Source organism: Haloarcula salina (genome assembly GCF_010119195.1).
Classification (GTDB): Archaea; Halobacteriota; Halobacteria; order Halobacteriales; family Haloarculaceae; genus Haloarcula; species Haloarcula salina.
In genome coordinates this window covers 478,266-491,840 of sequence record NZ_WRXL01000001.1, presented here as the reverse complement: position 1 = coordinate 491,840, position 13,575 = coordinate 478,266, and the positions used below count along the sequence as shown (strand labels likewise).

The following is a 13,575-nucleotide window of genomic DNA, read 5'->3' as shown; positions in this document are numbered from 1 at the left end:
ACCGCGACCGACACGGCCGGCGGCGACGCGGAGTCGCCGCGCGTTTCGTCACCCCGATTCGACTGTCCGTCGGCTGTTGCAGTCGCTGGCGCGACCGACGGATCACGAAAAAAGCGGATTGCCAGGGACCGGAGCCGACTCGGTCAGGTGTCGCGTCGGACGGCGAGGAGCGCCGCGGCGACGAGCGCCACGAGCGCGACGGCCGCGGTGAAGCCCGGACCGGACGCGGGCGTGGTACCGGCTTCCGTGGCGGCGTCGGTACTGGCCGCTGCGGTCTGTTCCTCGGTCGGCGCCGCAGTCGCGCCGTCACTGCCCTCCGTCGCGGTCGGGTCTTCCGTCGGCCGCTCGGTCGGAGCGTCCGTCGGTTCCTCGGTCGTTGCCCCGCCATCGCTGACGTTCGCGCTCGCGGGCTCACCGCCGCCGTTCGCAGCGGCTGTCGTGACGATACGGCCGTCCTCGTCGACGGCGAAGCTGTCACCGTCGACGTCGAGGACGTCCGCGGTGAAGTTCGCGCCGGCGGCGTACTCGCTCATGTCGGCCGTGGCGGTGAACGTCCCGCTCGACGTGACGGTCGCCGCAGGACGGTGGATGAACGGATTCGCTTCGCTCTCGGAGTCGAGGCTGACTTCGACCTCCGAACCGGGCGCGACGGTCGTCGCGCCCGAGACGGACTGGTTCGTGGCGGCCTCGACGGTCACGAACCCGCCGGTCGTGTCGAGGCCCGCGTCGCGCTCCGTGATCGTGTAGTTGGCCGTCCCGCCATCGTCCTCGTCGGTCAGTCCGGTGGCGTCCGAGACGACGAAGGTCGCCGTGATCTCGTCGTCGCCGTCCCCGCGGATCGGCGCTCCGCTCTGGTAGTTCGCGTTCGCGAGTTCGACGGCGACGAAGTACGTGTCGTTGTCGGGGTCGTCGACGACGACAACGTTGCTGTCGTTGAGTCGCAGCGGGTCCTCGTCGGCGTTCGCGCCGACGTTCGTCCGGTTGACCCAGATATTGAATGCGTCCCCGTCCCCGGTCGCTTGGAGGAACGCGGCCGTGGTGTCGCTCGCGCCCTCGACGTCCGTCCGGTAGTCGAGCGCCCCCTCGATCCCGGAGGCGGAGATCCGGTGGACGACGACGTCACCGTCCGCGACCTCGCTCGACTGCGTGAGGTTCGCGCCGACGCGGTCGTAGATTCCGATGTCCTCGTCCGTGAGGTCGGCTCCCTTCGGCGCGACCCAGCTCTGGACGCGTTCGGTCGAGCGCGCTTCGAGGCGGAGCGTCCCGACTGCGTCGGGGTCGTCGCTCCGACTCGTGCCGGCGGTCGCGTTCATCTCGTAGCTCGCCGCGTCCAGCGCCTCGTCCGTGAGGTCAGCTCGCGCGAAGGTCCCGCTCTCGCTGACGCCGCTGATCTCGTCGTCGCCCGAGACGCTGAGGACGTCGCTCGCCGCGATGCTCGCGTTTCCGCTGTTCGGAACGCCGGCGAGGTAGCTGTTGAACAGGACGGTGACCTCGCCGTCCCCGTCGTCGTCGGTAATCTGGCCGGCGACGGCGTAGTTGTCCTCGCTCTCGTCCCCGATGACGACGTAGGCGTCGTCGGTGTTCTCGAACCGGTACGTGACGCTGACCACGTCACCGCGCTCGTCGGAGACGACGCTGTTCTCGAAGCGCACCTCGCCCTCCTGTGATTCGGAGACGGTGATGTCATCCGAGGAGACAGTGACGCCGGTCTGGTTGTCCGTGACGCTGACTGTGTACGGTCCGTCGCCGGCCGTGTGGCTGCCGAAGTCGAACTCGACAGCCTCGGTTCCGTCGAGGGTCTCGACGGCTGTCGCGACCTCGTCGCCGTCCCCGTCGGTCAGTGTCGCGGTCGCCGCCGTGCCGCCGCGGACAGACGTCACGTCGGCGGTGATGCTGTCTTCGTCAGTGACGTCTGTGTCCGCCTCGACGGCGAGGTCGAGGTCGCTGATACGGAACCCGGCCGTGTCGGAGCCAGCGGTGATATCGTAGCGCTGTCCCGCGTCGAGGTCGTCCGTGTCGAAGACGTAGACCTGGCTGTTGTCCGCGTAGCTCCCGTCGAGGACGACGCTTCCGCCGTCAGCCTCGACGAGCAGGTCCGTGTCCGAATCGGCGTCCGTGTCCTCGATGGCGATGACCTCGCCGTGATAGACGTTCACGTCGGAAGCCCCGCCGGAAGCCGGTGTGATCGTCTGGGAGGTCACCTCGATGTCTGTCGCGGTGGCGGAACCGCTCCCGAAGTCGGTGAGCCTCACCGTCAGATTCCGGTTCGGCGTCACGTCTTCCGTGAGGTCGATTTCGACGCGGCCGCTGGTCCCGTCCGCGTCGATGCTGTCGACCAGCGTCCCGGAGACTTCGTCACCGTCGAGATAGACTTCGAGTTCACCGGTCCCGTCGAGCCCGTTCGTGACGGACCTGTTCAGCGCCAGTTCGACCGTGCTCCCCCCGCTGGCGGCGGAGTACTCGACCGCCTGCTCGACGCTCACGTTACTGGCGGCGGCCGCCGTCCCGGAGACGGCGACGGTCCCGGCGACCACCGACATCACCACCATCGCCGAGAGCAACACACCGCGGAGTTTGTCGGTCGCCCCTGTTCTCGATTCCGTCGTCGTGCGATCTGTCCACGTCGGCGGACTCCATTGCGCGCTTCGCGCGTCGTTCGGAGAGTCCCGCCGAGTCGAACCGTCGGCATTGTTCACCATGCGTTTTAGGCAAGCCTAAAACAATACAAATAAGTTGCGGATTTTAGGCTAGCCAAAAAATATGATGCTTATCGAACCGCGCCGTACCGACCGATTCGACGGTCTGAAAAGCCCGTCACGTGTTTAGGCATGCCTACTGCATAAAGGCGTTCTGGTCTTTAGGCGAGCCAAAAATAGGCGGGCTGCGACGACAATGCGAGCGCGCCTGCACCCACCAAATGACGGGAGACGCGTCTCGCTCCGACGGACGTGTTTGGACAACCATTTAACGGACCCCGGAGAATCCGCGGTTATGTCGAACCCGCGAATCCTGATCCTCGGTCCGCCGGGAGCCGGCAAAGGAACGCAGAGCGCGAAGCTCGCCGACGAGTACGGCGTCGAACACGTCACCACGGGCGACGCGCTCCGCGCGAACAAGGACATGGACATCAGCGACATGGACACCGAGTACGACACGCCTCGGGAGTACATGGAGGCGGGCGACCTGGTCCCGGACGCGGTGGTCAACGCCATCGTCGACGAGGCGCTCTCGCAGGCCGACGGCTTCGTGCTCGACGGCTATCCGCGTAACCTCGACCAGGCGGAAGAACTGGAAGGCATGACCGACCTCGACGTGATCCTCTCGCTCGACGTCTCGCGCGAGGAACTGGTCGACCGACTCACCGGTCGCCGCGTCTGTGACGACTGCGGCACGAACTACCACGTCGAGTTCAATCAGCCCGAGGAGGAGGGCGTCTGCGACGAGTGTGGCGGCGACCTCATCCAGCGCGACGACGACAACGAGGAGTCCGTCCGCAACCGACTGGACGTGTTCGACGACAACACCGCGCCCGTCATCGCCCACTACGAGGACCACGACGGGTTCGTCGCGATCAACGGCGAACAGACGCCCGACGAGGTGTGGGAAGACATCGAAGCCGCCGTCGACGAGCGAACGGCCTGAAAGCGGCCTGAACCGCCGTTCGAGGCCGACGCTACCGTGACGGACAGAGTAAAACGTTGATATGCCGTCGTACCACAAGCACACACAATGGCACGTACCGCGCCGAAGGTAGAACGACTCGCCGAGGACGGCGAGGAACTGACCGACGCGCTCGCGGCGGTCCTCTCGGTGGCCGAAGAGCAGGGGACCGTCACGTGGAGCGATGTCAGTGACGACATCACGAGCGGCGAGTGGGGCCGGCTCATCGAGTCCGGCCTGCTCATCGACGCCGACGGCGAGGGCTTCGTCGTCGACGACCCCGAGGGCGTCCGCGAGGCGCTCGAAGACGCCGACGCCGCCCCGAGCGAGGACGACGAGGACGGCGGCTGGTCGACGTGGGACAAGCTCGCCGGGCTCGGGACGCTCGGCCTGTTCGCCGGCTACTCCCTGACCTCAGTCAGAGACGCCATCGCGGGCGGATTCGTCGACCTCTTCCTCGGTCCGCTCAACGACCTGCTCCCCTTCTACGTCGTGATCCTGGTGCTCGCAGTCATCACCGGGACGACCTCGACCATCCTGCAGGACAACCTCATGGACATGTCCGGGATGGGCGACCACCAGGAGAAGATGGAGGACCTGAAAGAGCGCCGGCAGGCCGCCAAGGAGCGCGACGACCAGGAGGCCCTCGACCGCCTCGAACAGGAGCAGATGGAGCTCATGACCGACCAGATGGGCATGTTCAAACAGCAGTTCCGCCCGATGGTGTGGATCATGCTGGTCAACATCCCGCTGTTCCTCTGGATCTACTGGATCGTCTTCGGCGGCGGCCAGATTCACGACCCGACGCCGCCGGTCATCACGCTCCCGATCTTCGGCGAGGTCGAGGCCTGGCGGAACGCGATCGCCGGCCCGATCCAGGCCTGGATCCTCTGGTACTTCCTGTGCTCGCTCTCCTTCACCCAGATCATCCGGAAGGCGCTCAACGTCGAGACGACGCCGACCGGGTAGGCGCGAAGAGACAGCCCTTTCTACCGGGACCCCCCGAATTCCTGTATGTTGATCACCGTCTCCGGCCCGGCCGGCAGCGGCAAGAGCACGCTCGCCAAGAGCCTGGCCGACGCGCTGGACTACGAACACGTCAGCGGCGGTGACATCTTCCGCTCGCTCGCCGAGGAGCGGGGGATGACGCCGCTCGAACTGAACAAGGCCGCCGAGGAGGACGACCAGATCGACCGCGACCTCGACCGGCGGCTCCGGGACATCGCCGCCGAGCGCGACGACCTCGTGCTCGAATCCCGTCTCGCCGGCTGGATGGCCGGCGAGTACGCCGACATCAAACTGTGGCTGACCGCGCCGCTGGACGTACGCGCCGACCGCATCGCGACGCGCGAGAACAAGCCCCTCGAACAGGCCAAGACCGAGACGCGAGAGCGCGGCGAGAGCGAGGCCCAGCGCTACAGCGACTACTACGACATCGACTTCGACGACCTCTCCATCTACGACCTGTCGGTCAACACCGCCCGCTGGGACCCGCAGGGGGTTCTGAGCGTGACGTTACACGCCGTCGAGTCCTACAGCCCCGACGGCGACGAAGGGAAAGCGCCGGTCGAGAACATCCGGTACGAGTTCTGAACCGATGACGCTCCGCGCCCCGCCCGGCGACCGCGATGTCGAGTCGCTCCTGTCGTTCGGCGTCGTCAACCTCGACAAGCCGCCGGGGCCGTCGGCCCACCAGGTCGCCGCCTGGGTGCGCGACGCCGCCGGGCAGGACCGGGTCGCTCACGGCGGCACGCTCGACCCGAAGGTGACGGGCTGTCTACCGATCCTGCTCGGCGACGCCGCCCGCATGGCGCGCGTCTTCGACGACGCCGTCAAGGAGTACGTCGCGGTGCTGGAACTCCACGACCGAGCGCCGGCAGACATAGCGGACGTGGTCGCCGAGTTCGAGACCGAGATCTACCAGAAGCCGCCGCGCAAGAGCGCGGTGAAGCGACAGCTCCGGTCCCGGCGGATTCACGCGCTCGATGTCCTCGAACGCGAGGAGCGTCGGCTCCTCCTGCGGGTTCGCTGTGAGTCGGGGACGTACATCCGGAAGCTGTGTCACGACATCGGCCTGGCGGCGGGGACCGGCGCGCACATGGGCGACCTCCGCCGGACCGCGACGGGGACGTTCGACGACGGGTCGCTGTGCTCGATGCACGACCTCGTCGACGCGCTGGCGTTCGCCGAGGAGGGCGACGAGAGCCCGCTTCGAGACGTGGTCCTGCCGGCCGAGCGCGCGCTGGTCCACCTCCCGCGGGTCGTCGTCGCGCCGAGCGCCGCCCGCGAGGTCGCGGAGGGCGCGCCCGTGTACGCGCCGGGCGTCGTCGACGCCGAACCGGCCGAGGTTGGCGACGCCGTGCCCGCCCGCGACGCGCCGGTCGTCTGCGTGACGCCAGAGGGCTCGGCGGTCTGTCTGGGGACGCTCGTCGGCGACCCGGACGCCGCCGACGGCCTCGTGGTCGAACTCGGCCGCGTACTGGTGTGATCTCGCCTCTGCGAGTGGAAGCGATTCGGCCGCCACTGCGGGAAGACCTAACTTCGTTCGTCACGAAGATTCGGTATGGTTCACTGGGTCGACCCCGACGAGGCCGATCCGGCGCAGTGGCGCGGGAAGGGCCCGTTCGACGACCTGCGGTGCGGCGAGGAGACCGTGTCGGTGCTCGACCGGGCGAACCGAACGCCGGTCCCCTACCAGTACGAGGTCGACATCCATCACACGGCCGACGTGGCCGAGCAGTTCCGCTCGCACGACTACGACAACGCACGCGTCATCTACAACTGCGGCATCGACGAGATGCGCCGGATCAAACTGCTGACTCGCGGCGTGTTCTGGGGCGGCTCCGAGACGCACCAGCGCTTCCAGGCCCAGTACCGGCGGTCGCCGCCACCCACCGAGGACGCTCCGTTCGACGAGTACACCGTCTGGAGCCGCTACCACAACGGGACGATCGAACGGACTGACGACGGCGTGACCTTCGTCGAGGACGTGTCGGAGCCGGAGGAGACGATGCGCACGCTCGACTGGGACGAGCTGTTCGATCCGGTCAAGGAGCGCCTCGCCGAGCTGGAGCTGATACGCAACCCGGAGTTCGCGCGGTATCGACTGATCGAACGCGGCGAGTGGGAGACGTATCGGACCCGGTTCCGTTACGACACGGACGCCTTCGCCGTCGGTCCGTAACGCCACCTGTGGCCGAGGCCGTTTCACGCGCCGCCGAGCGCGAACCGTTTCTGAAATCCTTTTATCCGCGAAACGACTGCTATCGGGTATGACCGAGCAGGACGCAGCCGACGACGCGGCCGCGACCGAGGAGTCGACCGGCGAGGCGGGCCAGCGAGCCGCCGAGACGGCGGACGCCGCCGACGTGGACCTGGACGACGCGCCCGATGGCGTCTCCGTCGAGGACGTGGACCTCGACGCCGAGGCCGACGAGGCGCTGGTCGACCGCGTCGCGGAGTCCGACCCGGAGGACGTCGCCCGCGAACTGGCCGCGCTGCGGACGCGCGTCGAGAGCCTCGAATCGCAGATCGAGCGCCGGGACGACGACGTCGAGGAGCTGGAGTCGAAGCTCAAGCGCAAGCAGGCGGACTTCCAGAACTACAAGAAGCGGATGAAAAAGCGCCGCGAGCAGGAGCAACAGCGCGCCACGGAGGACCTCGTGTCGCGGCTGCTCGACGTGCGCGACAACCTCGACCGCGCGCTCGACCAGGACGAGGACGCCGACATCCGCGGCGGCGTCGAGTCCACCCTGCGCCAGCTCGACGACGTGCTCGACGCCGAGAACGTCGAGGTGATCGACCCGGACCCCGGCGAGGACGTGGACCCGACCCAGCACCAGGTGCTGGCCCGCGTCGAGAGCGACCAGGACGGCGGGACCATCGCGGACGTCCACCGCCCCGGCTACGAGATGGCCGAGAAGGTGCTGCGCGAGGCGCAGGTCACTGTCTCCGAGGACGAGTAACGGTCCGTCGACGGCCAGCGAGCGGTCGCATTGCGGTACAGTAAATAACCACCGGTCGACCAATTCCGAGAAGTATAAAACCGCCGGGAGGCGCGCCCTCGTGACGGTTTCCGCATCAGTACATCTAGCAACTTTTAACCGGCCGAGTCCGCTATGAGCCGATAACATGGCGAGCAACAAGATTCTGGGTATCGACCTCGGGACCACGAACAGCGCGTTCGCGGTCATGGAAGGCGGCGACCCCGAAATCATCGTCAACGCCGAAGGCGAGCGCACGACGCCCTCCGTCGTGGCGTTCGACGACGGCGAGCGACTCGTCGGGAAGCCCGCGAAGAATCAGGCCGTAAAGAACCCCGATCAGACCATTCAGTCGATCAAGCGCCACATGGGCGAGGACGACTACTCGGTCACTCTCGACGGCGAGGAGTACACGCCCGAGCAGGTCTCGGCGATGGTCCTCCAGAAGATCAAGCGCGACGCCGAGGAGTACCTCGGCGACGAGATCGAGAAGGCCGTCATCACCGTCCCGGCGTACTTCAACGACCGACAGCGCCAGGCGACCAAGGACGCCGGCGAGATCGCCGGCTTCGAGGTCGAGCGCATCGTCAACGAGCCGACGGCGGCCGCGATGGCCTACGGGCTGGACGACGAGTCCGACCAGACCGTCCTCGTCTACGACCTCGGCGGCGGGACCTTCGACGTGTCCATCCTCGACCTCGGCGGCGGCGTCTACGAGGTCGTCGCGACCAACGGGGACAACGACCTCGGCGGCGACGACTGGGACCACGCCATCATCGACTACCTCGCGGACGAGTTCGAGGCCGAACACGGCATCGACCTGCGCGACGACCGCCAGGCGCTCCAGCGCCTGACCGAGGCCGCGGAGGAGGCTAAGATCGAACTCTCCTCGCGCAAGGAGACCCGCATCAACCTCCCGTTCATCGCGACGACCGACGACGGCCCGCTGGATTTAGAAGAGAAACTCACCCGCGCGAAGTTCGAGAGCCTGACCGAGGACCTCATCGAGCGCACCGTCGGCCCGACGGAGCAGGCGCTGGCCGACGCCGACTACGACAAGGGCGACATCGACGAGGTCATCCTCGTCGGCGGTTCGACGCGGATGCCCCAGGTCCAGGCGCAGGTCGAGGAGATGACCGGCCAGGAGCCGAAGAAGAACGTCAACCCCGACGAGGCCGTCGCGCTCGGCGCGGCCATCCAGGCCGGCGTCCTCTCCGGCGACGTGGACGACATCGTGCTGCTCGACGTGACGCCGCTCTCGCTCGGCGTCGAGGTCAAGGGCGGTCTGTTCGAGCGTCTCATCGAGAAGAACACGACCATCCCGACCGAGGAGTCGAAGATCTTCACGACCGCCCAGGACAACCAGACGCAGGTCCAGATCCGCGTCTTCCAGGGCGAGCGCGAGATCGCCGAGGAGAACGAACTGCTCGGCGCGTTCGCGCTCTCGGGCATCCCGCCGGCTCCGGCCGGAACCCCGCAGATCGAGGTCTCGTTCAACATCGACGAGAACGGCATCGTCAACGTCGAGGCCGAGGACAAGGGCTCGGGTAACAAGGAGGACATCACCATCGAGGGCGGTGCCGGCCTCTCCGACGACCAGATCGAAGAGATGCAACAGGAGGCCGAACAGCACGCCGAGGAAGACGAGGAGCGCCGCGAGCGCATCGAGGCCCGCAACGAGGCCGAGGCGTCCGTCCGCCGCGCCGAGACCCTGCTCGACGAGAACGAGGAGGAGATCGACGACGACCTCAAGGCCGACATCGAGGCGAAGATCGAAGACGTGGAGGACGTCCTCGAAGACGAAGACGCCGAGAAGGACGACTACGAGGAAGTGACCGAGACCCTGAGCGAGGAGCTGCAGGAGATCGGCAAGCAGATGTACCAGGAGCAGGCCCAACAGGCCGCCGGCGGCGCGGCGGGCGCTGGACCGGGCGGCGCTGCGGGTGCCGGTCCCGGAGGTGCCGCAGGCCCCGGTGGAGCGGCTGGCGGAGCCGAACAGGGCGAGGAGTACGTCGACGCCGACTTCGAAGACGTAGACGAAAACGACGAAGAGTAAGTCGTTTTCACCAGTCCGTCAGACTACGTCTGACGACGGAGACGACAGCGACGAAGAGATGAGGGAGTCGAATCGCTTTCGACGGCGCTGAAGTCGAGCACAGCGATGGTTTCCGGCGTCTGAAAAACCGAGCGACACGAACGGTTCGAAGGGGCGACTGTCTTCCCCCAGTGACTAGTCGTGGTCAGGAGGCGCCGTCTCGACGGCGTTTTGAGACAGCAGTCGCCGAGCGATAACGATGAGTCCGTTGGTGAGGCCAGTCCCGAAGATCGCCCGTTCCTCGCCGGTGTCGTGGTCGATCGAACTGACGAGGATTTCCGAGCGGTCGACGAGCAGGAGCCGGCCGACGGCGGCGTCGGCGTCGAGTTCGGTTTCGCACTCCAGCCAGTTCAGATCAGACAGAATGGCCGTGGCGTTCGGAATCTCCCGTTCGATACACTCTCTGATATCAGTCGATGACGTTCCGACCGACAGGGTGACGCTGTCGTCGACCGCGGTGAGGGACTCGATAAGCGCATCCGTCAGCACGCTTTCGCTCCCGATGACCAGCACGACCTCGTCGGTCGCGTCCTCGATGACTCGATTCACACGGTTCTCGACGGCGTCTGTCCCCGTGAGCGACCAGATCTCCGGGCGGTCGGCATCGTCGTCTCCGTCGACGGTCTGGATGTCTTCGAGCGCGGTCTGAAACCGCTGGATCTTGGTCTCGTACTGATCTCGGAGCGTCTCGGTCGCTTCGGCCAGCGGGACGGCCTTGAATCGCTGTGGACTCGAGTGCTGGACTTCCACCAGTCCCTTCGCTTCGAGGACGCGAACCGCGTCGTAGACGCGCGTGCGCGGAACGTCCGTCACTTCGCTGAGTGACTTGGCAGTGCCGTGTGGCATCCGGGAGAGGCCAACGAAACACTTCGCCTCGTACTCTTTCAACCCCAACTCCTGGAGTATCTCGACTGCATCTTCGTGTGTTAACTCTGATGTCATGTGTCCCAACCTTGTACCCCGTCTGTTCTGGGGTGTTGTCGATTTTTGTCCCTTCAGGTAGAAAGACGTTATTACTACCTTCTCCGACGGTTCGCTCTCGCGGTGCCGGTCGCCCCGAGCCCACACTCGAGTCCAGCAGAACGGCCCTCATGATACTATTTTGGAACTTAGCTTCGAGTGACAGATTTGATTTACCCAATTAATCACAAAACGGTTATGCCGGAGAAGTACGTAACTGCGAATGGCACGCAGCACCACATGTGTCCCAACCACATCGACTGCGTGCCACTTACCCCCACAAGCCCCTTTCAGTGCTTATCGGCCCCCTCTTCTGACGGTTCTCGGCCGCTGGCGATGACCATCATCGGGTTCTTTCTGGCCAAGGTATTTTTTACGATGATAACAACAGTACTAAGTTGGTTGGCTGTCGGTACGGTGACAATGAACGGTCCGAACGGGTCATCGGCGTCGAGCGCCGACGACGGCCCCGACGTTATCCACGCGAACTTCGACTGGGGCTCGGTCTCGCCGTCGATGGCCGTCATCGAGACCGTCGCTATCGCCGCAGACCGGAAGCCGACAGATCTGCGACCGCTCATCGAGACCTTCGACCCCGACGCCCTCGATACGCTGCTCGGCACCGTCGACGCCGCCGAGTCGGATCTCACACTCGCCTTCCACGTCGACGAGTTCCACGTGACCGTCACCGTGGACGGAGACGTGTTCGTGGAGTCGAATCGACTGCGGTCGTAAGCTCACTGTTCGACGGTCACTCGGTCTCGTTGGAGAGCGTGACCGTATCGAGCGTGGTGGTCCGCTCGCTCGGCGCACCGAGCGGCCGGCCGATCCAGCGGAGTGCGACGGTGTCGCCGGCTTCGAGATGAAAGCCGACAGAGGCGTCCCCGTCGAGGTAGCTCCCGTCGCCGTCCGCGTCCACGCGCGGGTCGTCGACGATGAGGGTGTCGCCGGCCTCCACGGGCAGTCGGCTCTCGTCGGCCCACGTCAGTCGGGTGCTGGCGTTCCGGTCCGCGTCGGTGACGACGAGCGCGAGCTCTCGCGTCGCGGTGTCGGTGAGCGTATCGCCCGCGTAGGTCAGAGTGACCGTTCCCGTCTCGGCGTCGAACTGGCCCTCGACCGTCGCCGACGGCGCGGCCGTTCGGAGGTCGGCCCCCGGTCCGACGACGAGGGCGGCCAGTCCGGCGAGCGCGAGCGCAGCGAGTCCCCAGACGACGATTCGCTCGACGGTGACGGCACCTCGGCTCCGGGGCGACGCAGGGCTCATTGCCGGAGACCTCTGCCGGGACGGAAATAAGCCCCCCGGTACCGCGCTCGGCCGCGTCGGTCGGACCTGGAACCCGTTCTTTTCAAGTGGCTCAATCGTCTATGCCTCCTACAACGAATGAGTCAGGATTTCTACGAGATACTGGGTGTCTCGCGGGACGCCTCCGAAGACGAGATCAAGGAGGCCTACCGGGAGAAAGCCCGGGAGTATCACCCGGACGTGAGCGACGAGCCGGACGCCGAGGAGAAGTTCAAGCAGGCAAAGAAGGCCAAGGAAGTGCTGACCGACGACGAGAAGCGCCAGATGTACGACCAGATGGGACACGAGCGCTTCGAGCAGGCGGAGAAGCGCGGCGGTGCCGGTGGGGCCGGCGGCCGCGGCGGGATGGGCGGCGACCCGTTCGGCGGGGGCGGCGGCTTCGACATGCAGGACATCTTCGACCAGTTCTTCGGTGGCGGCGGCCGCGGCGGCGGCGGGAACCGCCCGCGCCAGGGCCAGGACCTCCAGACGCGGCTGGACATCGACCTCGAAGAGGCCTACGAGGGCGCGACGAAGCAACTGACGGTCACGCGCCCGGAGGCCTGTGCGGACTGCGACGGGGCCGGTCACCCGCCCGACGCCGACTCGCAGACCTGCCCCGAGTGCAACGGACAGGGCCAGACGACGCGCGTCCAGCAGACGCCGATGGGGCGGGTCCAGCAGACCGCCACTTGCCGGCGCTGTGAGGGCGACGGGACGCTGTACGACGAGACCTGTTCGACCTGTCGGGGGAACGGCGTCGTCCAGAACGATGCGACCCTGGAAGTCGAGGTCCCGGCCGGCATCGCCGACGGCCAGACGCTCCGGATGGAACGGGAGGGCGCGCCGGGCGAGCGCGGTGGCCCCAACGGCGACCTCCTCATCCAGGTGAGCGTCCGCGACCACCCCGACTTCGAGCGCGACGGCGACGACCTCACTCACCAGCATCCTATCTCGTTCCCACAGGCCGTCTTCGGCGACACAGTGACTGTTCCGACGCTCGACGGCGAGGCCGAGTTCGACGTGCCCACCGGAACCCAGAGCGGCGAGGTGTTCCGCCTGGAGGGCAAGGGTATGCCCCGCCTGCGCCGCCGCGGCAACGGCGACCTCTACGTCCAGGTCCAGGTCGTCACGCCCGACGACCTGAACGCCGAGCAGAAGGAGGCCCTAGAGCAGTTCGCGGAGGCCGGCGGCGAGGAGGTCGACGTGGAGGAGGGCTTCTTCGAGAAGCTCAAGAACTCGCTGTAGTCAGCGCTCGCTCGCCGGCGTCCCGCTCGAATCCAGCCGCCCCTCGTACTTCGCTAACGCCCGCGACAGCGCCCGATCGGCGTCGATGTTACATTGCTCACACAACGCCAGCAGCGCGAACAGCGCGTCGCCGACCTCGTTTTCCGGCACCGATCGCGCGGACGGGTCCGCGCCGTAGCCCGTGCTCTCGTTGACCTCCGCGGCGATTTCTCCCAGTTCCGAGACCACGTCGAGGAGCCGGTACGCCGGCGGCGTCTCGATGTCGTTGCGGTCGACGAACGCGGCGACCTGTTGTTGATATTTCATTTCTAGGCACTGCCGCGGCCCGACTATATCGGCTTTGTGGC

The 13,575-nt window shown here is 66.6% G+C and carries 13 protein-coding genes; 9 read left to right on the top strand and 4 right to left on the bottom strand.

All coding sequences use genetic code 11. The features are described from left to right. Positions 1-143: 143 nt before the first annotated feature. On the bottom strand, positions 144-2,564 hold the full coding sequence (locus tag GM656_RS02610) for a DUF7827 domain-containing protein (RefSeq protein WP_277815035.1): 2,421 nt from the start codon (positions 2,562-2,564) through the stop codon (positions 144-146). Positions 2,565-2,991: 427 nt separating this feature from the next. On the opposite strand from GM656_RS02610, the gene GM656_RS02605 reads away from it, so the two are divergent. The 7 genes from GM656_RS02605 (at position 2,992) to dnaK (ending at position 9,699) form a co-directional block, all read left to right on the top strand. Then, complete coding sequence (locus tag GM656_RS02605; protein ID WP_162412088.1) at positions 2,992-3,642, top strand: adenylate kinase; 651 nt, start codon at positions 2,992-2,994, stop codon at positions 3,640-3,642. A gap of 87 nt (positions 3,643-3,729) precedes the next feature. Continuing rightward, positions 3,730-4,629, top strand: a complete 900-nt coding sequence (locus tag GM656_RS02600; protein ID WP_162412087.1) for a DUF106 domain-containing protein — start codon at positions 3,730-3,732, stop codon at positions 4,627-4,629. A gap of 45 nt (positions 4,630-4,674) precedes the next feature. After that, positions 4,675-5,253 carry a (d)CMP kinase gene (gene cmk, locus GM656_RS02595; RefSeq protein ID WP_162412086.1) on the top strand — a complete coding sequence of 193 codons (579 nt, stop codon included), beginning with the start codon at positions 4,675-4,677 and terminating at the stop codon, positions 5,251-5,253. Between the two features lie 4 nt (positions 5,254-5,257). Next, positions 5,258-6,148 (top strand): RNA-guided pseudouridylation complex pseudouridine synthase subunit Cbf5, encoded by an 891-nt coding sequence (locus GM656_RS02590; RefSeq protein WP_162412085.1) that lies wholly within the window; start codon positions 5,258-5,260, stop codon positions 6,146-6,148. A 75-nt stretch (positions 6,149-6,223) separates the two neighbouring features. Continuing rightward, positions 6,224-6,844, top strand: a complete 621-nt coding sequence (locus tag GM656_RS02585; RefSeq protein ID WP_162412084.1) for a hypothetical protein — start codon at positions 6,224-6,226, stop codon at positions 6,842-6,844. Between the two features lie 88 nt (positions 6,845-6,932). After that, entirely contained in the window at positions 6,933-7,625 is a 693-nt protein-coding gene (locus tag GM656_RS02580; protein WP_162412083.1) for a nucleotide exchange factor GrpE, read from the top strand. 166 nt (positions 7,626-7,791) lie between these two features. Next, a complete protein-coding gene (dnaK, locus tag GM656_RS02575; RefSeq protein WP_162412082.1) occupies positions 7,792-9,699 on the top strand; it encodes a molecular chaperone DnaK in 1,908 nt (635 codons plus the stop codon). A gap of 174 nt (positions 9,700-9,873) precedes the next feature. Here dnaK and GM656_RS02570 read toward each other — a convergent pair whose 3' ends face one another. Beyond that, a complete protein-coding gene (locus GM656_RS02570; protein WP_162412081.1) occupies positions 9,874-10,680 on the bottom strand; it encodes a TrmB family transcriptional regulator in 807 nt (268 codons plus the stop codon). A 441-nt stretch (positions 10,681-11,121) separates the two neighbouring features. On the opposite strand from GM656_RS02570, the gene GM656_RS02565 reads away from it, so the two are divergent. Further along, on the top strand, positions 11,122-11,433 hold the full coding sequence (locus tag GM656_RS02565) for a HalOD1 output domain-containing protein (protein ID WP_162412080.1): 312 nt from the start codon (positions 11,122-11,124) through the stop codon (positions 11,431-11,433). A 16-nt stretch (positions 11,434-11,449) separates the two neighbouring features. On the opposite strand, the gene GM656_RS02560 is transcribed toward GM656_RS02565, so the two are convergent. After that, a complete protein-coding gene (locus GM656_RS02560; protein WP_162412079.1) occupies positions 11,450-11,962 on the bottom strand; it encodes a hypothetical protein in 513 nt (170 codons plus the stop codon). A 117-nt stretch (positions 11,963-12,079) separates the two neighbouring features. On the opposite strand from GM656_RS02560, the gene dnaJ reads away from it, so the two are divergent. Continuing rightward, complete coding sequence (gene dnaJ, locus GM656_RS02555; RefSeq protein WP_162412078.1) at positions 12,080-13,228, top strand: molecular chaperone DnaJ; 1,149 nt, start codon at positions 12,080-12,082, stop codon at positions 13,226-13,228. Here the strand turns inward: dnaJ and GM656_RS02550 are convergent, their stop codons facing one another. Beyond that, positions 13,229-13,534, bottom strand: a complete 306-nt coding sequence (locus GM656_RS02550) for a MazG-like family protein (protein ID WP_162412077.1) — start codon at positions 13,532-13,534, stop codon at positions 13,229-13,231. It abuts the gene before it with no gap. Between the last annotated feature and the right edge of the window lie 41 nt (positions 13,535-13,575).